The 24,901-nt window shown below is 72.1% G+C and carries 21 protein-coding genes; 10 read left to right on the top strand and 11 right to left on the bottom strand.

All coding sequences use genetic code 11. The features are described from left to right. Positions 1-42: 42 nt before the first annotated feature. Both msrB and EDD29_RS33830 read left to right on the top strand, forming a co-directional pair. Entirely contained in the window at positions 43-441 is a 399-nt protein-coding gene (gene msrB, locus EDD29_RS33825) for a peptide-methionine (R)-S-oxide reductase MsrB (protein WP_123668329.1), read from the top strand. A gap of 108 nt (positions 442-549) precedes the next feature. Further along, the gene (locus EDD29_RS33830) at positions 550-1,161 is read left to right on the top strand and encodes a VanZ family protein (RefSeq protein ID WP_246053137.1); all 612 of its coding nucleotides are present in this window, start codon (positions 550-552) and stop codon (positions 1,159-1,161) included. A gap of 382 nt (positions 1,162-1,543) precedes the next feature. Here the strand turns inward: EDD29_RS33830 and hemQ are convergent, their stop codons facing one another. The 3 genes from hemQ to EDD29_RS33845 all read right to left on the bottom strand — a co-directional run bounded on the left by hemQ (position 1,544) and on the right by EDD29_RS33845 (position 5,091). Next, entirely contained in the window at positions 1,544-2,185 is a 642-nt protein-coding gene (gene hemQ, locus EDD29_RS33835) for a hydrogen peroxide-dependent heme synthase (protein ID WP_123670838.1), read from the bottom strand. 47 nt (positions 2,186-2,232) lie between these two features. Continuing rightward, complete coding sequence (gene hemG, locus EDD29_RS33840; protein WP_123668331.1) at positions 2,233-3,639, bottom strand: protoporphyrinogen oxidase; 1,407 nt, start codon at positions 3,637-3,639, stop codon at positions 2,233-2,235. 138 nt (positions 3,640-3,777) lie between these two features. Next, a complete protein-coding gene (locus EDD29_RS33845; protein WP_123668332.1) occupies positions 3,778-5,091 on the bottom strand; it encodes an MFS transporter in 1,314 nt (437 codons plus the stop codon). A gap of 72 nt (positions 5,092-5,163) precedes the next feature. On the opposite strand from EDD29_RS33845, the gene EDD29_RS33850 reads away from it, so the two are divergent. Further along, positions 5,164-5,949 (top strand): DeoR/GlpR family DNA-binding transcription regulator, encoded by a 786-nt coding sequence (locus EDD29_RS33850; protein ID WP_246053138.1) that lies wholly within the window; start codon positions 5,164-5,166, stop codon positions 5,947-5,949. Positions 5,950-6,204: 255 nt separating this feature from the next. Here EDD29_RS33850 and EDD29_RS33855 read toward each other — a convergent pair whose 3' ends face one another. From EDD29_RS33855 to hemE, 6 genes are all read right to left on the bottom strand, one after another. Beyond that, complete coding sequence (locus tag EDD29_RS33855; RefSeq protein ID WP_211360087.1) at positions 6,205-6,813, bottom strand: sortase domain-containing protein; 609 nt, start codon at positions 6,811-6,813, stop codon at positions 6,205-6,207. 285 nt (positions 6,814-7,098) lie between these two features. After that, on the bottom strand, positions 7,099-7,785 hold the full coding sequence (locus EDD29_RS33860; protein ID WP_123668333.1) for a hypothetical protein: 687 nt from the start codon (positions 7,783-7,785) through the stop codon (positions 7,099-7,101). A gap of 112 nt (positions 7,786-7,897) precedes the next feature. Next, positions 7,898-8,578, bottom strand: coding sequence for a response regulator transcription factor (locus EDD29_RS33865; RefSeq protein WP_123668334.1), 681 nt, complete (start codon positions 8,576-8,578; stop codon positions 7,898-7,900). After that, positions 8,556-9,938, bottom strand: coding sequence for a sensor histidine kinase (locus EDD29_RS33870; RefSeq protein WP_123668335.1), 1,383 nt, complete (start codon positions 9,936-9,938; stop codon positions 8,556-8,558). Before EDD29_RS33870 ends, EDD29_RS33865 begins: the two co-directional genes overlap by 23 nt. A gap of 9 nt (positions 9,939-9,947) precedes the next feature. Then, on the bottom strand, positions 9,948-10,244 hold the full coding sequence (locus EDD29_RS33875; protein ID WP_123668336.1) for a hypothetical protein: 297 nt from the start codon (positions 10,242-10,244) through the stop codon (positions 9,948-9,950). Positions 10,245-10,370: 126 nt separating this feature from the next. Further along, the gene (gene hemE / locus EDD29_RS33880) at positions 10,371-11,396 is read right to left on the bottom strand and encodes a uroporphyrinogen decarboxylase (RefSeq protein ID WP_123670841.1); all 1,026 of its coding nucleotides are present in this window, start codon (positions 11,394-11,396) and stop codon (positions 10,371-10,373) included. 278 nt (positions 11,397-11,674) lie between these two features. On the opposite strand from hemE, the gene EDD29_RS33885 reads away from it, so the two are divergent. The 4 genes from EDD29_RS33885 (at position 11,675) to EDD29_RS33900 (ending at position 15,380) form a co-directional block, all read left to right on the top strand. Beyond that, entirely contained in the window at positions 11,675-12,235 is a 561-nt protein-coding gene (locus tag EDD29_RS33885; RefSeq protein WP_123668337.1) for a DUF3000 domain-containing protein, read from the top strand. A 4-nt stretch (positions 12,236-12,239) separates the two neighbouring features. Beyond that, positions 12,240-13,484 carry a ribonuclease D gene (locus tag EDD29_RS33890; RefSeq protein WP_123668338.1) on the top strand — a complete coding sequence of 415 codons (1,245 nt, stop codon included), beginning with the start codon at positions 12,240-12,242 and terminating at the stop codon, positions 13,482-13,484. Positions 13,485-13,577: 93 nt separating this feature from the next. Continuing rightward, the gene (locus EDD29_RS33895) at positions 13,578-14,162 is read left to right on the top strand and encodes a hypothetical protein (protein WP_123668339.1); all 585 of its coding nucleotides are present in this window, start codon (positions 13,578-13,580) and stop codon (positions 14,160-14,162) included. Positions 14,163-14,360: 198 nt separating this feature from the next. Continuing rightward, complete coding sequence (locus tag EDD29_RS33900) at positions 14,361-15,380, top strand: TerC family protein (RefSeq protein ID WP_211360088.1); 1,020 nt, start codon at positions 14,361-14,363, stop codon at positions 15,378-15,380. Between the two features lie 1,410 nt (positions 15,381-16,790). Here the strand turns inward: EDD29_RS33900 and EDD29_RS33905 are convergent. Continuing rightward, complete coding sequence (locus tag EDD29_RS33905; protein WP_123668341.1) at positions 16,791-18,176, bottom strand: AMP-binding protein; 1,386 nt, start codon at positions 18,174-18,176, stop codon at positions 16,791-16,793. 525 nt (positions 18,177-18,701) lie between these two features. Beyond that, on the bottom strand, positions 18,702-20,438 hold the full coding sequence (locus tag EDD29_RS33910) for an AMP-binding protein (protein ID WP_123668342.1): 1,737 nt from the start codon (positions 20,436-20,438) through the stop codon (positions 18,702-18,704). Positions 20,439-20,633: 195 nt separating this feature from the next. Between EDD29_RS33910 and EDD29_RS33915 the strand changes: the two genes are divergently transcribed. The 3 genes from EDD29_RS33915 (at position 20,634) to EDD29_RS33925 (ending at position 24,826) form a co-directional block, all read left to right on the top strand. Then, positions 20,634-21,836: a thiolase family protein gene (locus EDD29_RS33915; protein WP_123668343.1), complete on the top strand. Its 1,203-nt coding sequence runs from the start codon at positions 20,634-20,636 to the stop codon at positions 21,834-21,836. Next, positions 21,833-23,911, top strand: a complete 2,079-nt coding sequence (locus EDD29_RS33920; RefSeq protein ID WP_246053139.1) for a 3-hydroxyacyl-CoA dehydrogenase NAD-binding domain-containing protein — start codon at positions 21,833-21,835, stop codon at positions 23,909-23,911. Before EDD29_RS33915 ends, EDD29_RS33920 begins: the two co-directional genes overlap by 4 nt. Positions 23,912-24,040: 129 nt before the next feature. Continuing rightward, positions 24,041-24,826, top strand: a complete 786-nt coding sequence (locus EDD29_RS33925; protein WP_123668344.1) for a VIT1/CCC1 transporter family protein — start codon at positions 24,041-24,043, stop codon at positions 24,824-24,826. The last annotated feature ends 75 nt before the right edge of the window (positions 24,827-24,901 follow it).

Here is a 24,901-nt window from a genome sequence, read left to right on the forward strand (position 1 = left end):
CGATGGCAACCTCTGGCCGAGAAGGGAAGTAGCGTGCCGGGCATGGAGAAAGTCCACAAGACCGAGACCGAGTGGCGGGCGATCCTCGACCCCGAGGAGTTCCGCGTCCTCCGCCAGGCGGGGACCGAGCGCCCCTACGTCGGCGAGTACACCGACACCAAGACCGTCGGCGTGTACCACTGTCGCGCCTGCGGGGCCGAGCTGTTCCGCTCGGAGACCAAGTTCGACAGCCACTGCGGCTGGCCGTCCTTCTACGCCCCGACCGACTCCGACGCGGTGATCCTGCGCGAGGACGACACCCTCGGCATGCGCCGCGTGGAAGTGCTGTGCGCGGCGTGTGATTCGCATCTCGGCCACGTCTTCCACGGCGAGGGCTACGGGACGCCCACGGACGACCGGTTCTGCATAAACAGCGTCTCGCTCCGCCTCGAAGAGGCCTGACGCACGACTCCGGGCCCTGTCCTGACCGGGCCCGGACACACCTTGACCCTCCCGTTCATCGAATATTGCACTGCCCGGCCGGGAATGAGCGTTTCCGGGAGGCCTACGGTGAGCGGCGAGACAGCGAAGGTGACGGGCACGGGACGGACCTGGTTCGGCCGGTCCAAGCCCACGGAGACGGCCCCGGTGGCGAAGCCTCCGGCCGCGCGGAGCAAGGCGCCGGGCAAGAAGGGTCGCGGCATCGTGCGGCGGATCCTTCGATTCTTCACCGGAGTCATCACCTTGGCGGCTCTTGTGGTGTTCTGCTACTGGGCGTACCGGTTCACCCTGACGCCCGTCCCCGATCCGAACGGCTGGGCCGTCGGCAACGGCGAACCGGGCAAGACCCTGCGCTTCTACCTGGACCGGCCCAGCATCAAGGAGGCCGTCCACGCGATCGGCGGCAACCTGGCCCTGCTCGCGCCCCTCGGCGTCATGCTCCCGATCCTCTTCAAGTCGCTGCGCGGCCCCCTTCGCCTGACCATCGTCGGTGCCGTCCTCTCCTTCGGCATCGAGATAGTCCAGCACTTCGCCGTCAGCGGCCGCACCTTCGACGTCGACGACATCATCCTCAACTCGGTAGGCGTCCTCCTCGCCTACCTCCTCATCGGCCGCCGCGCCGCCCGCCTCGTCCACGGCCGCAAACCCACCCTGACCGCCCGCATCCTCCGCCGCGGGTGACGGCCGGCCGACCGCGAGCCCTCGTGCCTCGACGAGCGGGTCCACGCCCGGGGCGGAGAGCGTGGACCCGTCGGGTCATTTGTCGAGGACCACGGGCAGGTCGTCGGCACCGCGGGCCGCGATCCCGGCGTGGCGGACGGTTCCGGACCAGCCGACCCTGAGGCCGGGGAAACGCTCGAGCAGCACACCCATCGTGGCCGGGAGGAACTCCTGGAGAAGGTCGCGGGGGACTTACCCGGTCGTCGGCTCCTCCCCCGGCTCCCGGTGATTCGATGACTTTCACAGCGGCGATCCGCACCGGATACCGCACTCTCACATTCCCCGAGAAAGACAGAGGCCGCGCCGCATGGTGCGGCACGGCCGGATGGTTCCGGGATGACCTTTAAGGCAGCTCGGTCACGAGTTCGGTGACGGACTTGCGGCGGCCCGTGTAGAACGGGATCTCCTCGCGGACGTGGCGACGGGTCTCCGAGGCGCGCAGGTGACGCATCAGGTCGACGATGCGGTACAGCTCATCGCCCTCGAAGGCGAGCATCCACTCGTAGTCGCCGAGGGCGAAGCTGGAGACCGTGTTCGCGCGGACGTCGGGATAGCCGCGGGCCATCTTGCCGTGCTCGGCGAGCATCTGGCGGCGCTCGGCGTCGGGCAGGAGATACCACTCGTACGAGCGGACGAACGGGTACACGCAGACGTAGGCGCGGGCCTCCTCCTCGGCGAGGAACGCCGGGATGTGGCTCTTGTTGAACTCCGCCGGACGGTGCAGCGCCATGTTCGACCACACCGGGGTGGAGTTGCGGCCCAGTTCGGTGCGGCCGAAACGGTGGTAGACCTCCTGGAGGTCGTCGCTGCTCTCGGCGTGCCACCAGAACATGTAGTCGGCGTCGGCGCGCAGGCCCGCCACGTCGTACAGGCCGCGCGTCGTGACGTCCTTGGCCGCATAGCCGTCGAGGAGGTCCTGGACCTCGGTCGCGACCGCGCTGCGGTCTCCCTCGGGCAGGCCGTTCGCCTTGAACACCGACCACATGGTGTAGCGGATGACCTGGTTGAGGTCGCGGGCCTTGGGCTTGTCGGTCACGGTTGCACTTCCCTCAGCTGATCAATGATGCGGACGGCCGCCGCCTTGGCGGTGGCCAGGCAGGCTGGGACGCCGACCCCATCGTAGGCCGCCCCGCAGACGGCCAGCCGGGGGTGCCCCGCCAGCGCGCTCCGGGCCCTCGCCACACGATCGAGATGTCCCACGTTGTACTGCGGAAGACCACCCCCCCACCGGGTGATCCTGGCGTCCACGGGCAGTTCGCCGACCGCGCAGGTGTCGGCCAGCTCCGCCATCGCGGCGGCTTTCAGCTCCCCGTCGGAGCGCTGGAGCGTCCGCTCCTCGCCGAACCTGCCGATCGAGGCGCGGACCAGCACCAGGTCGGGGTCCTTCTCGGTGAGGGACGGCCACTTCACCGAACTGAACGTCACCGCCTTCACCTGGCGGTTCTCCACCGGCGGCACGAGATAGCCCGAGCCTCGCGGCCGCTCGGGGAAGGCCGAGGCACGGTAGGCGAGACTGATGATCGCCATGCTGGCGTACTCGATGCCCGCCAGCTCCGCCGACGCGGCGGGCGCCTCCGCGGCCAGCAGCCGCGCCGTGGGGGCCGCCGGAACCGCGAGGACGACGGCGTCGGCGTCCACCGGCACGGGAGCCGTCTTCGGGCCCAGCACGACCCGCCATCCGTCGGGCGTACGGCGCAGCTCCTGCGCCATCGCCTCCGTGCGGATCTCCACCCCGTTCTTGACGAGGATCTCCGCGAGCAGGACCGGCAGGGAGCCCATCCCGTCCCGCATCGTCGCGAAGACGGGGCCCTGGTCTTTCGGGGCCGCCTCCTGGATCGCCTTGGCGGCCTGGACGAGAGAGCGCCGGCCTCTGCTGGCATGGGCGAGCTGCGGGAGCGTCGCCTCGAACGACAGCAGCTCGGCCCGCCCCGCGTACACGCCGCCCAGCAAGGGCTCGACGAGCCTGTCCACGACCTCGCGGCCGAGGCGGTCGCCCACGTAGTCGGCGACCGAGAGGTCACCGCCGCGCGGCGTCGGCCTGCGGGCGAGATCCAGGGCCGCCCGCGCGACGCCCGCCGCGTCGAGGACACCGGACTGGGCGAGCGCCGTCAGATCGGACGGCACCCCCATCACCTGCCCCGCCGGGAACGGCTTCAGGCCGCCGTGGCTGTAGATCGCCGACGACGCCGTGCCCGGATGCCGCAGCAGATCGTCCAGGCCCAGATCCGTCACCAGCCCGACGGCTTCGGGCCGCCGCGCCAGCATCGACTCCGCGCCCTCGTCCAGCGGTACCCCGGCCAGCTCGCTGACCTTGAGCTTCCCGCCGACCCGGGGCCCGCCCTCCAGCACCGTCACGCGCAGGCCCGCCCGGCTCAGGTGCCAGGCCGCGCCCAGCCCCGAGATCCCGCCGCCGACGACCACCACATGCTTCGACTTCACCCCTCCACCATGGCAGAACCACTCCCGTGCCCCGTCCGCCCCCAGGTGTGAGATCACAGTCACTCCCCAAGGACCATCGCCCCTTCCCTCCCCGCGCGCCTCCCCCTCCGAAGGACCCGCCGGGAGGCGCGGACACGATCAGGCTGGTCGGAGGGAGGCGGACGGGAGCGGGGTCGGACGGGCGATCCGGGCCGCGGCCACCGCCGCGCCGCAGAACAGGGCCGGGAGGAGGAACGCGACGTTCAGGGGGACGAAGTTCGTCAGGGGACCGATGATCGCGGGACCGGCGAGCATGCCCAGGTAGCCGAGCCCCGCGACCCGGGACACGTTGGCCCCCGCGGCGGCGGGATCGACGTGCCCCGCGGCGCTGAACAGCTGCGGCACACAACCCGAGAGCCCCAGGCCCGCCACCGTCCAGCCCAGCAGCGCGAGCCCCGCCCAGGGCGAGAGCACCACGACCATCCAGCCTCCCGCGGCCAGGACCGACCCCCACCGCAACACGAACACCGTTCCGAAGCGGGCCGCGACCCGGTCGGCGCACAGCCGCCCCGCCGTCATCGCCGTCGAGAAGGCGCCGTAGGCAAGCGCGGCCACCCCGTCCGAGGAGCCGAGCACATCCCGCAGATGCAGCGCGCTCCAGTCGTTCGCCACCCCCTCGCACAACATGAGCAACAGAGCGAGTCCCCCCAAAGCCCACACCCGCCGCGAAGGCCCCGGATCCCTTCGCGCTTTCTCCCCGGCCCCCACCTTCACGGCAAGCCCGCCCACCGCTTCGGCCCCGGCCCCGGCGGGTTCGGCGGCGAGGTCGGTGCCGTGGCCCGAGCCGGCTTCTGGCCGGGCCAGGGCCGACTCGGCGCCTTCCGCAGGGGGCGGGAGGACGGCCGAACGGGCGGGATCGGTCTTCAGAAGGGCGGGTGCGCATGCCAGCGCGATCAGGACCCCCGCCAGGGCGACCACCGGGAGCGTCCGCCCCGGGGCCCAGCCCCGGGCGAGCACGGCGGCGCCGGCGAGCGCGGCGAGGACGCCGCCGACCGAGAACAGCGCGTGGAACGCCGACATCACCGGGCGGCCATAGCCCCGTTCGACCTGGACCGCGTGCGCGTTCATCGTGACGTCCAGGCAGCCGTTGCCGAAGCCGAACAGCAGCAGGCCGACGCCGAGGCCCCAGGCGTCTCCGGCGAGCGCCGGAAGGGCGAGACCGAGTGCGCACAGCACCGCGCTCACGGGCACCGCCCGGCGTGGCCCGAATCTGTCGGCCAGGGGCCCCGCCATCTGCATGCCGACGAACGCCCCCGCGCCGAGGAGCAGCAGCAGCCAGCCCAGCGCGGCGTGCCCGACCCCGGTGCGGTCCTGCACCGCGGGAATGTGCACGACCCACATGCCGAGGAGCAACCCGTTGAGCGTGAAATAGGCGAAGGTCGCCGCCCTGCCGACCCGGAGCGTTCTGTTCATGACGCGAACATAACAAACATAGAGAGTGTTCGAAAAGTTGATTTCCGCACGGTGATGATGTTCAATGAGGCCATGGCGGCAGACGGTGTGATGAGCGAGCGGCTGAGCCGGATCGTCGAGGCGGTCCGCGCCTCGGGCGAGGTCAGCGTGATCGAACTCGCCCTGCTCACAGGGGCTTCGGAGATGACGATCCGGCGCGACCTCGACGTGCTGTCGGGCCGCGGTGTCCTCACGCGGTTCCGAGGCGGTGCCCGCAGCCTGCTCCTGCGCGGTGAGGAGCCGCCCTTCGGCATGCGCGAGCGCGAGGGCGTCGAGACCAAGCGGGCGATCGCGGCCGTCGTCGCCGGGCTGATCGCCGATGGCGAGTCCGTCGTGGTCGACAGCGGCACCACATGCCTAGAGGTGGCCCGGGCGCTCGAGCCACGCCGCCTGACGATCATGCCGCTCTCCCTGCACGCGGCGAACGCGCTCACCGGGGCCGCTTCGATACACCTCCTGCTGCCCGGTGGCGAGCCGCGCCCCGCGGAACTGGCGCTCACAGGCCCGCTGGCCGAGGCCTCGCTCGCCGCCCTCCGTTTCGACACCGCGGTCATCGGCTGCTGCGGCATCTCCCCCACCGACGGCCTCACCACCCACGACCTCGCCGACGCAGCGGTCAAGCGCGCCGCCATCGCCTCCTCCCGGCGCGTCATCGCCGCGGCCGAAGCCACCAAGTTCAGCCGCACCGCCCTGGCCCATGTCGCCCCCATCACGGCCTTCGACGCCGTCGTCACCGACGACACCCTCCCCGAAGACACCGGCACGGCCCTCGCCGCCGCAGGCATCTCCGTCCACCGCGCCCCTTCCCCCTCTCCTTGACCGAGAAGGATCCGGTCAGGCCTGGAAAGAGCTGTGCCTGCCCGGAAGGGTCCTGGAAGCGAGGAGGGGTTTGGGCTATGTGGCTTCGGCCCGCCCTTTCCGGGGGGCCGGCCGGCCTGGGCCGGGCACGGGCTTTACGTAGTAATGCCGTTTCTCCAGGGGCGGGATGTTCGTCGATGGCGTGTTCGTCGATGGCGGGGGTGCGGCGAGCAAGGGTCGGCTGCGGCAGTCGACGCCGAGCAGGGCCGAGGGCCATCAGCGGGGGGTGAGGGCGGCGTGGACTATGACGTTGTCGCGGTAGGAGCCGCGGGTGTGGTCGAAGGTGCCGCCGCAGGTGATGAGGCGGAGCTCGGGGGCTGCGGTGGGGCGGTAGACGGAGTCGGGGACGTCGGTCTTAGGGTGGCGTTCCAGGTGGTGGACGGTGAAGGAGACCGTCTGGCCCTGGTCGGTGTCGACGTAGACGCGGGTGCCGGGGGTGAGGTCGGCCAGCCGGTAGAAGACGGCAGGGCCGGACGCGGAGTCGACGTGTCCGGCGATGACCGCCGCGCCGCGCTCGCCGGGTTCCGGGCCGGCGCGATTCCACCCCGCGACATCGAAGCGCCGGGGAGCGATGAGCTGGTGCCGCCGGTCCAGGCGCAGCGGGATCAGCGAGGTCGACAGGCCGACCGCCGGGATGCGCAACCGCACCGGGTCGCCGACCTTCGGGGCGGAGGTGGGCGCCCCGGCCTCGGACCGCACGGCAGGGGCCGCGAGTCCCTTCTCCATGGCCCTGCCGCCCATCGGCACGCACCCGGCGAGCGGCACCGCCCAGACGACCGCGGCCCAGATCCGCAGGACCCGTCGTACCCGTCGTCGCACCGTCACGGCGTCGCCGTCTGTCCGGGCGGCCGGGCCCCGCAACCCGGTTGTGGGCGCCGTCGCGCAGGGGCCGGGCGGCCCGTCCCGCCGGCAGGGGATCCCTCGACCTCGTCCGAGGCCCACGGGAGAAGGCCCAGATGTGCCGGGTCGGTCCCGCGCGACACACAGGACATGGCGTCGGGAGGGGAGGCCCGGAGGGCGGGAGCGTTCGGCTCAGGGGGCGGATGAGGGAAAGCGGGAGCGGCCGCAGTCAGGATGCGGCCGCTCCGTCCCCGGCGGGGATCGCACATGTCAGGAGGTTCCGGTGAAACGTCGCAGGAAGTAGACGCCGACGCCCGCTGCGAGGACGAGGCTCAGCCCGAGCGGGGCCAGGACTCCCGCGCTGGTGAAGTCGAAGGCGGTGCCGCCGGCGCCCGTGTCGACGCCGCCGACCGGAACCCGGTCGTCGGTGTCGTCGCCGGACCGGCCGTCATCGTCCGCGCCCCGGCCGCCGTCATCGCCAGCCCCGCGCTGGGCCGGGGCTCCGCCGGTCGCGGCGCCGCCGGACGTCGCGGGAGCGCTCGGCGAGGTCGAGGCGCCGCCCGTGCGGTCGTCGCTCTGGTCGTCGTCCCGGTCGTCCCGGTCGTCTCCCGGCTCGTCCCGGTCGTCGCGGTCCACCTCGCCGCCCTTGTCGTCGCCGCGGTCGTCCCCGCTGTCGTCTCGTCCGTCCCCGCTGTCGTCCCGGTCGTCTCCCGGCTCATCGCGGTCGTCGCGGTCCACCTCGCCGCCCTTGTCGTCGCCGCGGTCATCGCCGCTGTCGTCTCGGTCGTCGTCTCGGTCGTCGTGTCGGCCATCGTCGTCGTCACCGTCGTCCGCGTGGGCGGCGGAGGCGGACAGCGGCGAGAAGGCGGACGGTCCGGCGGGCAGGACCGCGCCGAGCGAGGTCAGCCCGAAGGTGAGGGCGAGGGCGAGCAACGCCCGCTGGAACAGAAGGGTCACGGTGGCCTTCCCTGGATCTCCGCCCGGTCCTTCCGGGCTTGGTTCCAGGTTCCGGTCGAGCCGTGGAACGTGGATGAGGCCGCGATGAGAGCCCTCTCATCCGCGGGGAGGCCTACGCGCCCGCTTCCGGCCCCAGGGGGCGGAGCCGGTAGCCGGTGCCGCGGATCGTCTCGATGCGTGCCGCGCCCAGCTTGCGCCGCAGGTACCGGATGTAGACGTCGACGACGTTGGAGCCCGGATCGAAGTCGAAGCCCCACACGTGGCTGAGGAGCTGCTCACGCGTGAGGACCTGGTCGGGGTGCCGGCAGAGGAACTCCGCCAGAGCGAACTCCCGGCTCGAGAGCTCCACGGTACGGCCGCCCGCGCGAGCACGGCGGGTGCGCAGATCGAGGGCGAGATCCCCGACGGTCAGCACGGTCGCCTCGGGCGCGCGTTCCGGCCGCAGCCGCAGCCGGATGCGGGCCAGCAGTTCCTCGAACGCGAACGGCTTGGCGAGGTAGTCGTCGGCGCCGCTCTCCAACCCGGTGACGGTGTCGGCGACGCCGCCCCGCGCGGTGAGGATGACGACGGGCAGGGTCACCCGTGCCTCCCTCAGCATCCGCAGCACGGTGAGCCCGTCGCGGCCGGGCAGGCCGAGGTCGAGGACGAGCAGGTCGAACTGTCCGCTGAGCGCCAGCTCGTGGGCGCTCAGCCCGTCCTCGACGACCGTCGTGACGAAGCCGTGCCGCCGGAGCCCCTTGTCCAGAAAGGAAGCGATGCGAGCTTCATCCTCAGCTATCAGAATACGGTTCACCAGGCTCGCCCGTCTCGTAGGCCGGAATGCCGATCAGGAAGACGGCTCCGCCGCCGGGCGCGTCGCGGACCTCGGCGCGGCCGCCGTGCGCCGCGGCGATGCGGGCGACGATGGCGAGCCCGAGGCCGGTACCGGTCTGCGCGCCGTGGACGAAGCGCCGGAAGATCCGGTCGCGCTGGTCGGCGGGGACACCGGGGCCGTCGTCGCGGACCCACAGCTCCAGCTCCGGCCCGCGCAGGGCCGACCCGACGGAGATCCGTCCGCCGTCGCGGGTGTGCCGGACCGCGTTGGCGACGAACTGGACGAGCGCCTGGGTCAGCCGCTGGCCGTCGGCGAGGACATGGGTGTCGGCGACCTCGTCGAGCCGCCAGGTCCGGTCGGCCAGGGTCCGCACCTTGGCCAGCACGTCGACGGTCAGTTCGGCGACCGCGACCTCGCCGACGGTGAGGAATCCCGGCTGCTCCGAGCGCGCGAGCAGCAGCAGGTCGTCGACGATCCGGTTCATCCGCCCGAGTTCGTCGAGGACGAGCGCGACGGTCTCCTCCCGGTCCTCCTCGCCCATCAGCTCCAGATGGCCGCGGACGACCGTGAGGGGGGTGCGCAGTTCGTGCCCGGCGTCGTCGAGGAACTCCCGCTGGGTGGCGAAAGCGCGCTCCAACCTGTCCAGCATGCGGTTGAACGTCCCGGCGAGAGCGGAGATGTCGTCGTCGCCGGGGACGTCGAGGCGGCGGCTCAGATCCGAGGAGTCGCTGATCCGCTCGGCGGTGGTCCGGACGAGCCGGACGGGCCGGAGTACCCGCCCGGCGACGAGCCACGCGGCGGCGCCCGCCACGCCGACGGCGAGCGCGGAGGTGAGCGCGAGGGAGCGCATCACGTCGGTGACCTCGCTGCGCTGCACGTCGTAGAAGACGGCCACTACGAGCGCCGCCTTACGCTCGTCGCCGGTGACGCGTACCGGCATCACGAGGTAGCGCACTTTCCCGAGATCGCTGGAGGCCCAACCGGTCTCGGGCTCGCTCGCGCCGCTCGCCTTGGCGATGAGCGCGTCGTCGATCTTGAGTTCGCCGTCGGACGGCCTGCCGGTGAACTGGTCGACCTTGCCGTTGACGACGCTGACGTACGTCTCGTGCCTGTCCGGCGCGGTCAGGCTGAGGTAGTCGTAGAGCAGGCTTCGGACATCGGTGACCGGCCCCGCCTTCGCCGCGAAGGTACGGAGTTTCTCCGCCTCATTGGCCAGTTCCTCGGCCACCCGCGCGTCGAGACGGTTCACCAGCAGCGACCAGGTGGCCGATCCGGCGACGGTGAGGGCGAGCGCGACGACCAGCAGGACCCAGGCGACGATCCTGGAGTGGGCGCTCATGGGCGGGTCTCAGTCGGCATCGTCGCCACCGTGGTCGTCACCGGGCTCGACGCCGTCGTCGGCACCGCCGTGGTCGTCGGCCTTGTCGTCGCCGCCATGGTCGTCGGCGTCACGGGGAGGCGGAGGCGTCACGGGGTGCGCCGTCTCCGGCTCGTCCGTGGCCGAGGGGCCGGGGGTGGCCGTCACGACCACCAGAGGCCCGAGGGCCGGCGGTGCGACGCGCGCGGCCGCGACGAAGGCGTAGACGGCGCCCAGGGTGAGGAGCACCGCCCCCACCACGGCGAGCAGCGGGCCGCGGATTCTCATGCGCCCACCGTAGGCACTCCCGCAGGTGGCGAACGCCGTAAAGCGATGAGAAACCTCTCATCAGTCGAAACTCGGCGAAATCACCGAAGGACGGCACCCGAACGGGCGCCGTCCTTCGGTGGGACCTCAGCGCGCGGAGACCTCATGGACGAGGTCGGCCAGGCGGGCGAGCTGGTCGGGGTTCGTGTTCGGCAGCACGCCGTGGCCCAGGTTGAAGATGTGACCCTCGGCGACGCGGCCCTGCGCCAGCACCTGGCGGGCCCGCGGCTCGACGACCTCCCACGGGGCGAGCAGGATCGAGGGGTCGAGGTTGCCCTGGAGCGCCTTGCCCGGACCGACGCGCCGCGCGGCGTCGTCCAGCGGGACGCGCCAGTCGACGCCGACGACGTCCGCGCCCGCCTCGCCCATCAGGCCGAGCAGCTCACCCGTCCCGACGCCGAAGTGGATGCGCGGGACGTCCGCCATCGCGGCGAAGATCTGCTCGCTGTAGGGCATCACGTAGCGCGTGTAGTCCTCGGGTGCGACGGCGCCGACCCAGCTGTCGAAGAGCTGGACGGCCCGGGCGCCTGCGGCCACCTGGGTACGCAGGAAGCCGATGGTGATCTCGGTGAGGGCGCTCATCAGCGACTGCCAGATGTCGGGCTCGCCGTACATGAGCGCCTTGGTGCGGTCATGGTTCTTCGACGGCCCGCCCTCGATGAGGTAGGAGGCGAGGGTGAAGGGGGCACCCGCGAAGCCGATCAGAGGGATGTCGCCCAGCTCGGCCACCAGGCCCTTGACCGCCTCGGTGACGTAGGGGACGTCGTCGGAGGCGAGCGGGCGGAGCCGGGAGACGGCGTCCTTGTCGCGGATCGGGTCGGCGATCACGGGGCCGACGCCCGGCTTGATGTCGAGGTCGATGCCGATCGCCTTCAGCGGTACGACGATGTCGCTGAAGAAGATCGCGGCGTCGATCGCGTACCTGCGGACCGGCTGGAGCGTGATCTCGATGATCAGATCGGGATTCGCGCAGGACTCCAGCATCGGGATCCCCTCGCGTACCCGCAGGTACTCGGGGAGGGAACGCCCGGCCTGGCGCATGAACCACACGGGCGTGTGGGAGACGGGCTCGCGGCGGCAGGCACGGAGGAACACCGGGTCTTCAGCGGGCATGTACACGATGGTCCCATGCCTCCGCGCCTACGGCGTCCCGGGGTCCCGTTCGGCGCGCCCCGGAGATTCCCTCAGAGATTTTCGTGACACGCCGCCCGATGTCCCACAAGATCACCGAAGCCACTGGCATTTTCGTTAATTATCGACATCGCAAACGAGCGATCAGCTCACGAACGAGCAGAGGTCCACCGGTGCCTCCTACCCCCCGCACCACCGCCCGCGACCGCGTCGGCGTGGCAACCCCCCGCCTCCCACGGCCGGAGATCTACTCTCGGGAGATGACACCCCCGCACTCGGCACCCGGTTTCCGAGAAGCCCTGGACACCCTCAATGAGGCGCTCACAGGCGATTCCGAGCGTCCCGAGCTGGAGTTCGAGGAGATGCCCGCCCCGCAGCGTCTCGCCCCGTTCTCGGCGGCGCTGTCCGCGGCCGTGGTGCGCGAGGACGCCGAACTCGCCGTCGGGCGCCTGATCCTGCTGCACGACCCCCAGGGCAGACCCGGCTGGGACGGACAGTTCCGGCTTGTCGCCTATATCCGGGCGGATCTAGAGCCGGAGATCGCCGACGACCCCCTGATCGGCACCGTCGCGTGGAGCTGGCTGATCGAATCCCTGGAAGAGGCGGGATATTCAGCCGAATCAGGGACGATTACCCGGGCCGTCAGCGAGAGTTTCGGGGGCAAGGAGGACGAACCGGCCACCACGGAGCTCGAACTCAGGGCATCATGGTCACCCGCCGGGACCGACTTGCGTGCGCATGTCCGGGCCTGGACCGAGGTGATGTGCATGGCTGCCGGACTCCCCCCGCGAGGAGTCCGCGATCTGAAGGACGTACGGTAGCTGAGTGGAAGCAGGTGGGGACACGGGAGGCACGGCGCCATCGCCGCTCCTGGAACCGCGTGAGGGCATCCCGCCCGTCGTCGCCGACGACGCGGGGCTGGATCGCGTCATCGCCGCGTTCGCGGCAGGTTCCGGCCCGGTGGCCGTCGACGCCGAACGCGCGTCGGGCTACCGGTACGGCCAGCGCGCCTACCTTGTGCAGCTGCGCCGCCGCGGCGCGGGCACCGCGCTGATCGACCCGGTCGCCTGCCCGAACCTCAACGACCTCAACAGGGCGTTGGCCGACACCGAGATGGTGCTGCACGCGGCCAACCAGGATCTGCCCTGCCTGGCCGAGATCGGCCTGATCCCGCGCCGGCTTTTCGACACCGAGCTGGCCGGACGGCTGCTCGGCTATCCGCGGGTGGGCCTCGGCGCGATGGTCGAGACCGTCCTCGGGTTCAGCCTGGAGAAGGGGCACTCCGCGGCCGACTGGTCGACCCGCCCCCTGCCGACGGACTGGCTGCGCTACGCGGCCCTGGACGTCGAACTGCTGGTGGAGCTGCGGAACGCGCTGCACGCCGAGCTGCTGGAGGCGGGCAAGCTGGAGTGGGCGCTCGAGGAGTTCGAGGCGATCGCCGAGGCTCCGCCCAAGCAGCCGAGGACCGATCCATGGCGGCGGACGTCGGGCATCCACCGGGTGCGCAACCGCCGCGCGCTGGCGATCGTGCGGGAGGTCTGGGAGACCCGGGAGCGGATCGCACAGGAGCTCGACCTGTCCCCCGGCCGGGTGCTGCCGGACACCGCGATCGTCGACATGGCCGTGACGCAGCCGCGCACCATGGCCGAGCTGTTCACCATCGCCGCCGTCAAGGGCCGCAACGCGCGCCGGTACACCACGCAGTGGCTGCGCGCGGTCTCCAAGGGACGGCAGCTTCCGGACTCGGGACTGCCCGAGCAGAATCTGCCGGGTGACGGCCCGCCGCCCGCCCACCGCTGGGCCGAGCGCGACCCGGAGGCCGCCGCCCGTCTGTCGTCGGCCCGGACCGTCGTGGCGGCCTTGGCCGACGCGCACAACCTGCCGAGTGAGAACCTCGTCCAGCCGGATTTCATCCGGCGGCTGTGCTGGGCTCCCCCGGAGCAACCGACGCCCGAGGCGATCCGCGCCGAACTGCGGCGCCTGGGCGCCCGGCCGTGGCAGGCCGCGCTGGTCTCGGTGTCCGTCGCCAAGGCCTGGACGCGGATGGAGACCAAGGGCGAGCTGGCCTGACGGGGCCGGCCCTGAGATCGGCCCAGGGAGTTGTCCACAGGCTGTGACCGGGTGCCGAGCGGAATGTCACCGGTGCGGGTTAGGGTCGCGGGCATGGATCAGCAGAGCATTCCGGCCCCCCTCGCCGGGCGGGTCGGCCACATCGCGGGCATCGAGTCGATCACGCTCGATGGTCGGCGCCTGTACTTCGGCTACGACTACTCCGACGATCTCGTGGTCTCGCCCCTCATCGACGACCCCGCCGCGATGGCGCGGTTCGCCGCCGAGCACCTGCGCCAGACGACGGGCGCGCACGACGCGGCGTACTGGGCCGAGCTCGTCGAGTACGCCGCGACCTCCTCGGGGCTCGCGTACGAGGAGGATTGCGTCTTCACCACCGAGCAGATGGCCTCGCTGCCCGCGCCAGGCGGCCACCTGCTCTACCTGCTGTCGACCGCGCTGGACCACGACGATCGCGAGTGCGCCCTTCCCGCCGAGGCCCTGCCGCTGCTGGAGCGCCTCGGGCGGGACCCAGAGGATGTCGCCGAGTGCGTCGACGAGTGCCTGAGCCTGCTGCGCGCCGAGGGCCGCGAGGCCCATCCGGACGCCTGGCTCGTCGTCCAGCACTACCTCGCGGCGACCCTCGACCGCCTCCCACCGACCTGGGACGCCTTCTTCGCCCCGCTGCGCCACCTTTGACGTCGAGCGCGTTCGCGCAGGCACGCGGGGCGCGGGGCTGTGGCGGCGGGGGCATGGGTGACGGTGGAGTGGCGGGGTAGGCGGGTAACGAAGTGGATGAGATGCGGTGGACGGGCGCGGGGGACGGAACCGCCCGCGAGGAACTCCCGTTAAGGGGGGAACGGCAGGTCCGGCACAACGGTTCGTGGAGGAACACTGATGGAGGTCACGACACTCGGATGGACGGTGACTCTCGCGGTCATCGCCGCGCTCTTCGTGCTCGACCTCTCGGTCGGCGCGTTGCGGCCCCACGCGGTGGGCTTCCGGGAGGCGACCGTCTGGTCGGTGTTCTACATCGCGGTGGCCGTGGTGTTCGGCCTCGTGCTCGGCATGCAGTACGGCTGGGGCTACGGCGGCGAGTACTTCACCGGCTACATCGTCGAGAAGAGCCTGTCGATCGACAACCTCTTCGTCTTCGTCATCATCATGACGACCTTCGCGGTGCCCAAGGAGTACCAGCAGAAGGTCCTCACGATCGGCATCCTGCTCGCCCTGATCATGCGCGCGATCTTCATCGCGGTCGGCGCGACGCTGCTGTCGATGTTCACCTTCATGTTCCTGATCTTCGGTCTACTGCTGCTGTGGACGGCCCTCCAGGTCTACCGGCACCGCAACGAGGACCCGGACATCGCCGACAACGTCCTGGTGCGGACCTCGCGCCGCCTGTTCACCGTCACCGATGAGTACGTCGGCGCGAAGTTCACCACGCGGGTCGACGGCAAGCGCGCGGTCACCCCGCTTTTCCTGGTCCTGCTGGCGATCGGCGGCACCGACCTGCTGTTCGCGCTCGACTCGATCCCGGCGATCTTCGGGATCACCGAGCAGGCCTACATCGTCTTCGTCGCCAACGCCTTCGCCCTGCTGGGCCTGCGGGCCCTGTACTTCCTGGTGACGGGCCTGCTCGACCGGCTGGTCTACCTCGCCACCGGCCTGGCGATCATCCTGGCGTTCATCGGCGTGAAGCTCGTCCTGCACTGGGCCCACGGAATCTGGCCCGCCGCCCCCGAGATCAGCACGCCCCTCTCCCTGGCCGTCATCGTGGTCGTCCTCGCCGTCACCACGATCGCCAGCCTCATGAAATCCCGCCGTGATCCCTCCGCCAAGGCCCACTCCGCCACCGTCATGGGCCACAAGAAGGACCGACCAGGCACCCCGGAGGACGAGGCACCCCGGGCCTGACCCGTCCCGACCCGCAAGGGCCGCACGCCGGTCTCCCGGGGCCGGACGGGGCCGCGAGGCGCCCTCGGCCTCGCTCCTGCCCTGGACCGGGCAGGCCGAAGGACCCGGCGGCAGGGGCCCGGCGGCACCGGAGCGGCCTCGGCTCCGGCTCCGCCGTCCTGTCCGGCCAGGCGCGCTCGACGCCGAAACCGTCCGGGCCGGACCGTGCGGGGACGGCTCTCACGCGGGCGAAGGCGACGCGGGGCCTACCGCCCAGCGGCACGACGGCTGCCGTGGCACTACGGGCACGCTCTCACTCAGCCGAAGCGGACTCCCCGACCGACGGCCAAGGCCACGGGCGCGCCCGGGCCGGGACCCGACCTCGACCAGGTCGCGGCCTCGGTCCTGGCGCGGGCCTTCACCGGTCCACGCGAGAACGGCCGGGGGTCGCGTTCCAGTGGGAGGGACACGATCCGGGTCCGGCGGGCACGACTCGACGGATCGTCGGCTCGCGGCCTTCAGGTGGGAAAGGCCGAGCCCGGTTCGAGGGCGAAGACGGGTCGGAGATCCAGGCCGCCGGAGAGGCCGCCCCTGCGCTCCGCCCGAAAACCGGGGCGACGGCGAACGTCGTCGCCTACTGGAGCAAGGCGCGGCACCGCTCCTCCCCCGGAGCAGGGCCATGGGCCGCGAAGCGTCCGCCGGCACCCGTAAGGACAGGACCTCCGCACGACTCGGCCCCGTTCCCCCGCAGCCAGCCGACGGCAGCGAGACATCCGCCCGCACCCGTAAGGACAGGACCTCCGCACGACTCGGCCCCGTTCGCCGACGGCAGCGAGACATCCGCCCGCACCCGGACAAGACGCGACCGCTCCCCGGGCCTCGGCATCGCTCCTCCCCGGAAGCGGGGCGGAGGGCCGCGAAGCGTCACCCGCGCACGGCAAGACTCGAGCGGGTCTGCGGGCTCAGTCGTGCTCCGCACCGGAGCGGGACCGCGAGCCTCGCGGCGCCGCCCGTGGCCGGTAGACGAGACCGCGAGTGCGGCGCTCCGTTGCGCTCCTCTGAGAGCGAGAAGGAGGGCCGCCAGGCGTCCGACCGCGCCCGCAGGCACGGTATCTCTCATTTCTCGGAGCCGGGCCGAGGGCCGCGGGACGTCAGCAGGGCACGGCCAGACTTGAGTGGGTCTGCGGGCTCAGTCGTGCTCCGCACCGGAGCGGGACCGCGGGCCTCGCGGCGCCGCCCCTGGGTAGGTGGGGGCTTGGCTGGGGTTCCCCGGGAGGAGGGCCGTCAGGCGTCTGATCGTGCTCGGTGGGAAGGGACCTCGGGTGGGGTTCGGTATCGGTTCGCTCCCGGAGCGGGGCCGAGGGGGTGCGGTGTCGCCGGTGCGGGGCAGGACGGGACGGGGTGGGCCGGGGGTTGGGGCGGTGGGAGGGGTCAGGGGGTGGGGAGGGTGGGGACGAAGTGGAGGTCGGGGATGGAGAGGGGGGTGAAGCGGCGGCGGAGCCAGGAGAGGAGGGTTTCGGGGTCCAGGGGGGCGCGGGCGACTATGTGGGCGGTGAGGCGGCGGCCCCGGGACGGGTCGGGGAGGCTGGTGACGGAGGCGGCGGAGACCGCGGGGTGGGCGGCGAGGTGGCGTTCGACGGCCGCGGGCTCGACGGGCTCGCCGGCGGTGAAGACCAGTTCCTCGCGGGGAGGCGGCACGAAGAGGCGGCCCTCGGGGTCCAGGTGGCCGACGGTGTGGGTCGGGCTGGAGCCCGCGTGCACGTGGCCCGGCATGCCGGGCAGGGCGCGGGTGCCGTCTTCGCGCAGGACCTCCAGGTGGGTGCCCGGCGTCGGGCGGCCCGCGGTGCCCGGCCGCTCCAGGAGCTCGCGCGGGGTGGCGATGGTGAGGGCGTCGCCGTAGACGGTGTAGAGGATCTCGCCGTGGCCGTCCATGAAGGCGGTGGCGGTCGCGGGGTCGAGGGTCCCGCCGTGCGCGGCGACGACCCTCAGGGACGTCAGGTCGTGGGCCGCGCGCACCGCGGGGTCCACCGCGAGCATCGCGTCGAGAAGGGAGGGCGCGGTGAGCAGCGCCGTGCAGGCGTGCCGGTCGACGGCGGCGAGCACGCCCGCGGCGTCATAGCGGCGGGTCAGCACGACGGTCGAGCGCAGCGACAGGGCGAGGTGCAGGGAGGCGCGGCCCCAGCGGTGCGCGAGGGGGACGCCGAGCAGGGCCGTCTCGTGCACCCGCAGCGGGATCCGGGAGAGGACCGCGGTGAGCCGCTCACGCCCGTCGGTGCGGCCGCCGCGGCTCGGTGTGAGGGGCCGCGCGTCGCGGACCGGGCGGAGCCGCTCGGTGACCAGGCGCCGGACCCGGCGCGGCGCGGCGGCCAGCAGCGGCGCGAACTCCCCGTCGGCGACGACGGCGTCGACCCCGCGCAGGCCGGCGAGCCGGTCAGGGGTCGCCTGCCCGGTGTCGAGCACGAGGGGGGTCACACCGAGCTTGCTGCACGCCACGAGCACTTCGACGGCCGCGCGGTGGTCGCGGGCCAGCAGCGCCACGCGCGGGGTCGCCTCCAGTGCGCGGGCGAGTCCGTCGGTGCGGGCGTTCAGCTCGGCGTAGGAGAGCGCGCCGTCCTCGTCGACGAGGGCGGGACGGTCGGGGTCGCGGACGGCCCCGGCGACCGTGTGGCCCGCGAGCGTGTCGCCCCAGCGCGCGAACGCGGCGACCTGCCTGACGGTCGCGGCAGGGGTTCCGGGGGTGAGCAGCCCACTGCGGGCCAGGACGAGCGGGACCTGCGCCGCCGCGTAGACCAGTCCCCCGATTCTGCCGAACACCATGAGCAGCCCTCCGACCTTCGTTCCGCATCCGGGCGACCACCCGGCGGAACCACGGTAATACCGGAGAGTTACCCTGCCTTTACCGTCACATGACCAAAGGCGGTCAAGCCCGGCACCCGTCGAGCACCCCGCGCACCTTCCGTGAACCACCGCCCCGGACGGATCATCGTGCGCAGCCCGGCCGAACGCCCCCGGACGCCGCCGCCCCACCCCGTGCCCGAAGCCGGACACCCCTCCCCCGTGCGGACCCCTCGATGGGCAGCACCGCCGCCGCCGCCGAAGACACCCCGCGCGAGGACACCACTCTGGGCCCGAAGCCAGGCACCCCTCCCCCGTGCGGACCCCTCGATGGGCAGCACCGCCGCCGCCGACACCCCGCGCGAGGACACCGCCCCAGGCCCGGAACCGGGCTCACCGCGTCGGCACCCGTTCTTCCGCGGGCTGCGCCGATCCCCCTGCCCGGAACCTGCGGTTACTGCGTCGGCGCCCGCTTTCGGCGGAAAGGGCCGGGCGGGGAGGTGGGGGTCAGCTGGCGGCGTCGGTGGCCGTGGTGGGAGGGGAGGGACGGGCGGTGGCGGGGGTGTTCGGGGTGTGCCAGAAGTGGACCCGGCCTTCCGGGGGGTGGGTGCGGCCGGAGGCCAGGCCGGAGAGCCAGCGGTAGACGATCTTGCCCGTGGCGTTCCTGGGGAGTTCGTCGATGAAGACGATGTCGCGGGGGACCGCGAAGCGGGCGACGCGGGTGCGGACGTGTTCGCGAACTTCCTGTTCGGTGAGGTCCGCACCGGGGCGCAGCACGAGGTACGCGGCGAGGCGCTGGCCGTATTCGGGGTCGGCGACGCCGGTGACGGCCACCTCGCGGACCTCGGGGAGGCGGGCGAGCACGTCCTCGACGTCGCGGGGCACGACGTTCTCGCCGCCGGAGACGACCATGCCGTCCTCCCGTCCGTCGACGTAGAGGAGCCCGTGGGAGTCGAGGTGGCCGAGGTCCCCGGTGGACAGGAGCCCGTCCCGCACCTCGGTCGGGTCGCCGCCGGTGTACCCCTCGAAGACGTTCTCGTTGGCGGCGAAGATCCTGCCTATGGTCGCCCGAGGCACCGGCTTGCCTTCGGCGTCCAGGATGCGCACGGAGGTCCCGCGCGGAGGGCGGCCCGCGGTGGCGGGGTTGATCCGCAGTTCCTTGGGGCCGGCGACGCTCACCCAGCTCGCCTCGGTGGAGCCGTACACGTTGTAGAGGCGGTCGCCGAAGGCGTCCATGAAGCGGTCGGCGAGATCGCCGGGCAGGGACGAGCCGCTGAGGGCGGTCAGCCGGAGGTTGCGCGTGTCGTAGCCGTCGAGGACGGTCTCGGGGAGCTCCATGATCCGCTGCACCATGACGGGGACGGCGAAGTGCGCGACCCGGCTGTGCCGCTCCAGTTCGCCGAGCGTGAGCGAGGGGTCGAACCTGCGGTGCAGGACGATGGTCGCGCGCAGGGCGAGCCCGATCTGGAGCGCGGCGAGACCCCAGGTGTGGAAGACGGGCGCGTCGATGAGGAAGGTGTGCCGCGAGCGCAGCGGGATCCGGGAGAGCATCGAGGCGAGCGGGCCCATGCCGGGACGCGGCTTCCGGCGGGCGCCCTTGGGCCGGCCGCTCGTGCCGGAGCTGAGCATGATCGTCCGGCCGTCGGTGTGCGGGGGCTGAAGCGCGCCGCGCGGCGCGCGCTCGATGAGCGCGTCCAGCGTTTCACCCTGTGCCTCAGGCCCCGCCCAGACGACGACGGGTGCGAGCGCGGCGGGGCAGTCCCCCAGGAGCCGCGCGAACTCCGGGTCGGCGACGACGACGGCGGGCCGCAGCTCGTCGAGGACCGAGCGGAGCTGGCCGAGCCCGAACCCGGTGTTGAGCAGTACGGTCTCGGCCCCGCGTTTGGCGCAGGCGACGAGGATCTCGACGAGTCCGCGGTGGTTCCGGCACATGACGGCGACCTTGGGCCGCGGGCCGTCCAGCGGGAGCGCCGCGGCCAGCAGGTCGGTGCGCTCGTCGAGTTCGGCGTAGGTGAGCGAGCCGGTGTCGTCCAGCACCGCGGTCTTGCGCGGTTGCATGGCGGCCGCGGCCTTGACCAGCCCGCCGAGGGTGGTCCCCCAGGTCTGGAGCTCGCCCACACCGCGGAGGGCGGCGAGGGGTCGGGAGAGGCGTAGCGCGCCCGAGCCCAGGACATGAAGGTAGTCGAGAGAGTGCCCGAACCGGCGTCGGAGGCCGGGCCGGTAGGCGGGTCTGGCGTGTACCACGGGCCTACCTCCACCGGCGATTTCCGGCAAACGCTAACGAGACAGGGCGGATACGACAAGTGGCAGAGGGCGACACACCGCGGCGGACGCGGCCGTCAGTGGTTACTGACGAGTAGAATCCTTTGTTACCGGCGAGTAGGCCCCTGCGGTCGGCCCGTCGGCGTCCGCACATTGAGCGCAGAGGGAGACCTGATCGTGCCTCGCACCGCACGTGATGTCGTGTTCGTCGACGGCGTACGCACGCCGTTCGGCAAGGCAGGCCCCAAGGGCCTTTACGCCGAGACCCGCGCCGACGACCTCGTCGTGCGCGCCATCCGCGAACTCGTCCGCCGCAACCCGGCCCTCCCGCCGGAACGCGTCGACGAGGTGTCCATCGCCGCGACGACCCAGATCGGCGACCAGGGCCTGACCATCGGACGGTCCGCGGCGGTCCTGGCCGGGCTGCCCAAGTCCGTGCCCGGATTCGCGATCGACCGCATGTGCGCCGGCGCCATGACGGCGGTGACCACGACCGCGTCCGGCATCGCCTTCGGCGCCTACGACGTGGTCATCGCCGGCGGCGTCGAACACATGGGCCGCCACCCGATGGGCGAGGGCGTCGACCCCAACCCGCGGTTCATGACCGACAAGCTGGTCGACCCGTCCGCGCTGGTGATGGGCCTGACCGCCGAGAACCTGCACGACCGCTACCCGGCCATCACCAAGGAGCGGTGCGACGCCTACGCCGTCCGCTCCCAGGCGAAGTTCGCCGAGGCGCAGGCCGCGGGCAAGATCGAACCGGACCTCGTGCCGACCGCGATCCGCTCCGCCGCCAAGGGCTGGGGCCTCGCCACGCAGGACGAGCCGCCGCGCCCCGGCACCAAGCTGGAGGACCTCGCGGGCCTCAAGACGCCGTTCCGCGTCGCGGGCAACGTCACCGCGGGCAACGCCGCGGGCCTCAACGACGGCGCCACCGCGTGCCTGCTGGTCGCCGAGGACGTCGCGGAAGAGCTCGGCCTCACCGCGCGCATGCGCCTGGTCGACTTCTCCTTCGCGGGCGTCGAGCCCGAGGTCATGGGCATCGGCCCGGTCCCGGCGACGGAGAAGCTGCTGGCCCGCAACGGCCTGTCCGTCGACGACATCGGCCTGTTCGAGATCAACGAGGCGTTCGCCGTGCAGGTCCTGGCGTTCCTCGACCACTTCGGCATCGCCGAGGACGACCCGCGGGTCAACCCGTGGGGCGGCGCGATCGCGGTCGGCCACCCGCTGGCCTCCTCCGGCGTCCGGCTGATGACGCAGCTGTCGCGCGAGTTCGCCGAGCACCCCGAGGTCCGCTACGGCCTCACCACGATGTGCGTCGGCATGGGCATGGGCGGAACCGTCCTCTGGGAGAACGTGAACTGGGAGGGCGCGAAGTGAGCATCGCGGACATCTTCAAGGACGAGGTCGTCACCAAGGCGATCGTCCGTGACGTCGAGCTGCCCTACGGGGCCGGGAAGCTCGCGCTGATCACGCTCGACAACGGCTTCGACCACACCAAGCCGACCACCTTCGGGCCGGGCGGCCTCGCCGAGCTGGACGCGGCCATCGACTCCGTCGCCTCCCGCGACGACATCGTGGCCGTCGGCGTCACCGGCAAGCCGTTCATCTTCGCCGTCGGCGCCGACCTGAAGGGCATCCCGCTCATCCAGGACCGGGCCGACGCCCTGCAGATCGGCAGGCTCGGCCACGACGTGTTCCGCCGCCTCGGCGAGCTGGACGTGCCGACCTTCGCCTACTACAACGGCGCGGCCATGGGCGGCGGCGTCGAGGTGGGCCTGCACTGCACCTACCGCACGGTGTCCAAGGGCGTCCCGGCGTTCTCCCTCCCGGAGGCGTTCCTGGGCCTCGTGCCGGGCTGGGGCGGCACCTACCTCCTGCCGCACCTGATCGGCGCGGAGAAGGCGCTCAAGGTCGTCATCGACAACCCGATGGCCAACAACCGGGTCATGAAGGGCGAGCAGGTCTTCGACCTGGGCATCGCGGACGCGATCTTCGACACTGCCGACTTCCTGGAGGAGTCGCTGTCCTGGACCGCGCGCGTCCTCAAGGGCGACGTCGAGGTCGAGCGGCCCGAGGTCGACAAGGGCAAGGGCTGGGACGACGCGGTCGCCATGGCCGGGTTCGTGCTGGAAGGCAAGCTGCACGGCGCGGCCCCGTCCTTCGTCCGGGCGCTCGACCTCGTCCGGCAGGCCAAGGACCGCACCCGCGACGAGGGCTTCGCGGCCGAGGACGAGGCCCTGGCGGACCTCATCATGTCCGACGAGCTGCGGGCCGGCCTGTACGCCTTCGACCTCGTCCAGAAGCGCGCCAAGCGGCCCGCCGGGGCCCCGGACAAGTCCCTGGCCCGCAAGGTCTCGAAGGTCGGCGTCGTCGGCGCCGGCCTCATGGCGGGGCAGCTCGCCCTGCTGTTCGCCCAGCGCCTCGAGGTCCCGGTCGTCATGACCGACCTCGACCAGGAGCGCCTGGACAGGGGCGTCGCCTACGCGCACGGCGAGGTCGACAAGCTGCTCGCCAAGGGCCGTGTCCATGGCGACAAGGCGAGCCGCCTCAAGTCCCTGATCTCCGGCTCCCTCACGAAGGACGCGTTCGCGGACGCCGACTTCGTGATCGAGGCGGTCTTCGAGGAGATGTCGGTCAAGCAGCAGGTGTTCGCGGAGGTCGAGGCGGTCGTCTCGCCCGAGTGCGTCCTGGCGACCAACACCTCGTCGCTGTCGGTGTCGGAGATGGCCGAGAAGCTCCAGCACCCGGAGCGGGTCGTGGGCTTCCACTTCTTCAACCCGGTCGCGGTCCTGCCGCTGCTGGAGATCGTCCGCGCGGACAAGACCGACGACGTGACGTTGGCCACCGCGTTCGGGGTCGGCAAGCAGCTGAAGAAGTCGTCCGTGCTGGTCAAGGACGCTCCGGCGTTCGTGGTCAACCGGATCCTGCTGCGCCTGCTGGCGGAGATCATCGGGGCCGTCCAGGAGGGCACCCCGGTGGAGACCGCGGAGCGCGCCGCGCAGCCCCTCGGCCTGCCGATGAGCCCGTTCATGCTGCTCGGCCTGGTCGGCCCGGCGATCGCCCTGCACGTCAACGAGACGCTGCACGAGGCCTTCCCCGAGCGTTTCCCGGTGTCGGAGAAGTTCCGGAAGTTCGTGGCGTCCGGCAAGAAGAGCGTCTACCTTCCGGACTTCTCGCTCGACCCCGAGGCGCTGGAGATCTTCGAGGGCGGCGCCGACCCGTCCACCGAGGCGCAGGTCCTGGACCGTGCCATGCGCGGGCTCGCGGAGGAGATTCGTCTCATGCTGGACGAAGGGGTCGTGGCCGCGCCCGAGGACATCGACCTGTGCCTTATCCTCGGTGCTGGTTACCCGTTCCACCTGGGGGGCATCACGCCCTACCTGGACCGGACAGGAATTTCTTCCCGTACGGGGAACCGATTCCTCGCCCCAGGCGTTGCACAGGTGGGATAGGGGTATTCCGCAAGACCAGCCGGCCCCGGGACTGGGGGGTTACCGAGCCGGCTAACGGGAGGCGCCTCGTGTCGTAAGACACGGGGCGCTTTTCGTTTTCCCGCCGCGCCCGACGGGCACCCTTGCCCGATGAACGAACCTCCCGACTGGTCCAGGCTCGCACCGCACTGGGACCCCGCCAAGGCGACCCCCGGCGACGCGCAGGCCGCCGGGGACGAGCTGGACGCCGCCGAGCGGACCGCGGAACGGGTCGCCGGGGGCGGGATCCGGGCGGCCGTGCTGGGCGGCAACGACGGCCTGGTGACGAACCTCTGCCTCATCCTCGGCGTCGTCGGCGCGGCCACCCCCGCCGCGACGGTCCGGCTGACCGGGCTCATGAGCCTGCTGGCCGGGGCGCTGTCGATGGCGGCCGGGGAGTGGGTGTCGGTCCGCAGCCAGCTCGAAGTCGCCGAGAGCATGGACGGGGCGCTGCGCCGGGCCTGGGAGCACAGCCCGCCCGTGGTGTTCGCGCGGTTCGCCCGCGCGCTGCGCGGGTTCGGGCTCGACCGGCGGACGGCGCGCCAGGCCGAGGAGCAGGTCGCGCTCGGCGACGAGCCCGTGACGGTCGCGGGACGGGTCATCTTCGGCGTGACGCCGGACACGACCGGGTCGCCGATGACCGCCGCCGTCAGCTCGTTCGTCCTGTTCGCGGTGGGCGCCTTCATCCCCCTCGTGCCGTGGTTCTTCACCGAGGGCGTCACCGCGGTCGTCCTGTCGGCCGCGCTGACGGGCACCGCGAGCCTCCTCGTCGGCGGGTATCTCGCCGGGCAGTCGGACCGGCCGGTGTGGGCGGGGGCGCTGCGGCAGCTCGCGATCGTCGCCGGAGCCTCCGCGGTCACTTACGTGCTAGGAATGCTTGCGGGAACCTCGGTCTGACGCCCGCCCGGGAGAGAGGGGCGGCGCGGCATATTGATGAGAGTTGTCCGTTAGGACACCATAGGAGCCCGCAGC

Source organism: Actinocorallia herbida, assembly GCF_003751225.1.
Classification (GTDB): domain Bacteria; phylum Actinomycetota; class Actinomycetes; order Streptosporangiales; family Streptosporangiaceae; genus Actinocorallia; species Actinocorallia herbida.

Bases quoted from the DNA above. Each gene is read 5' to 3' on its own strand.
- msrB (WP_123668329.1), top strand. From the start codon at position 43: ATGGAGAAAGTCCACAAGACCGAGACCGAGTGGCGGGCGATCCTCGAC.
- hemQ (WP_123670838.1), bottom strand. From the start codon at position 2,185: ATGTGGTCGGTGTTCAAGGCGAACGGCCTGCCCGAGGGAGACCGCAGC.
- EDD29_RS33845 (WP_123668332.1), bottom strand. From the start codon at position 5,091: ATGAACAGAACGCTCCGGGTCGGCAGGGCGGCGACCTTCGCCTATTTC.
- EDD29_RS33850 (WP_246053138.1), top strand. From the start codon at position 5,164: ATGGCGGCAGACGGTGTGATGAGCGAGCGGCTGAGCCGGATCGTCGAG.
- EDD29_RS33870 (WP_123668335.1), bottom strand. From the start codon at position 9,938: ATGAGCGCCCACTCCAGGATCGTCGCCTGGGTCCTGCTGGTCGTCGCG.
- EDD29_RS33875 (WP_123668336.1), bottom strand. From the start codon at position 10,244: ATGAGAATCCGCGGCCCGCTGCTCGCCGTGGTGGGGGCGGTGCTCCTC.
- hemE (WP_123670841.1), bottom strand. From the start codon at position 11,396: ATGCCCGCTGAAGACCCGGTGTTCCTCCGTGCCTGCCGCCGCGAGCCC.
- EDD29_RS33885 (WP_123668337.1), top strand. From the start codon at position 11,675: ATGACACCCCCGCACTCGGCACCCGGTTTCCGAGAAGCCCTGGACACC.
- EDD29_RS33895 (WP_123668339.1), top strand. From the start codon at position 13,578: ATGGATCAGCAGAGCATTCCGGCCCCCCTCGCCGGGCGGGTCGGCCAC.
- EDD29_RS33900 (WP_211360088.1), top strand. From the start codon at position 14,361: ATGGAGGTCACGACACTCGGATGGACGGTGACTCTCGCGGTCATCGCC.
- EDD29_RS33905 (WP_123668341.1), bottom strand. From the start codon at position 18,176: ATGGTGTTCGGCAGAATCGGGGGACTGGTCTACGCGGCGGCGCAGGTC.
- EDD29_RS33925 (WP_123668344.1), top strand. From the start codon at position 24,041: ATGAACGAACCTCCCGACTGGTCCAGGCTCGCACCGCACTGGGACCCC.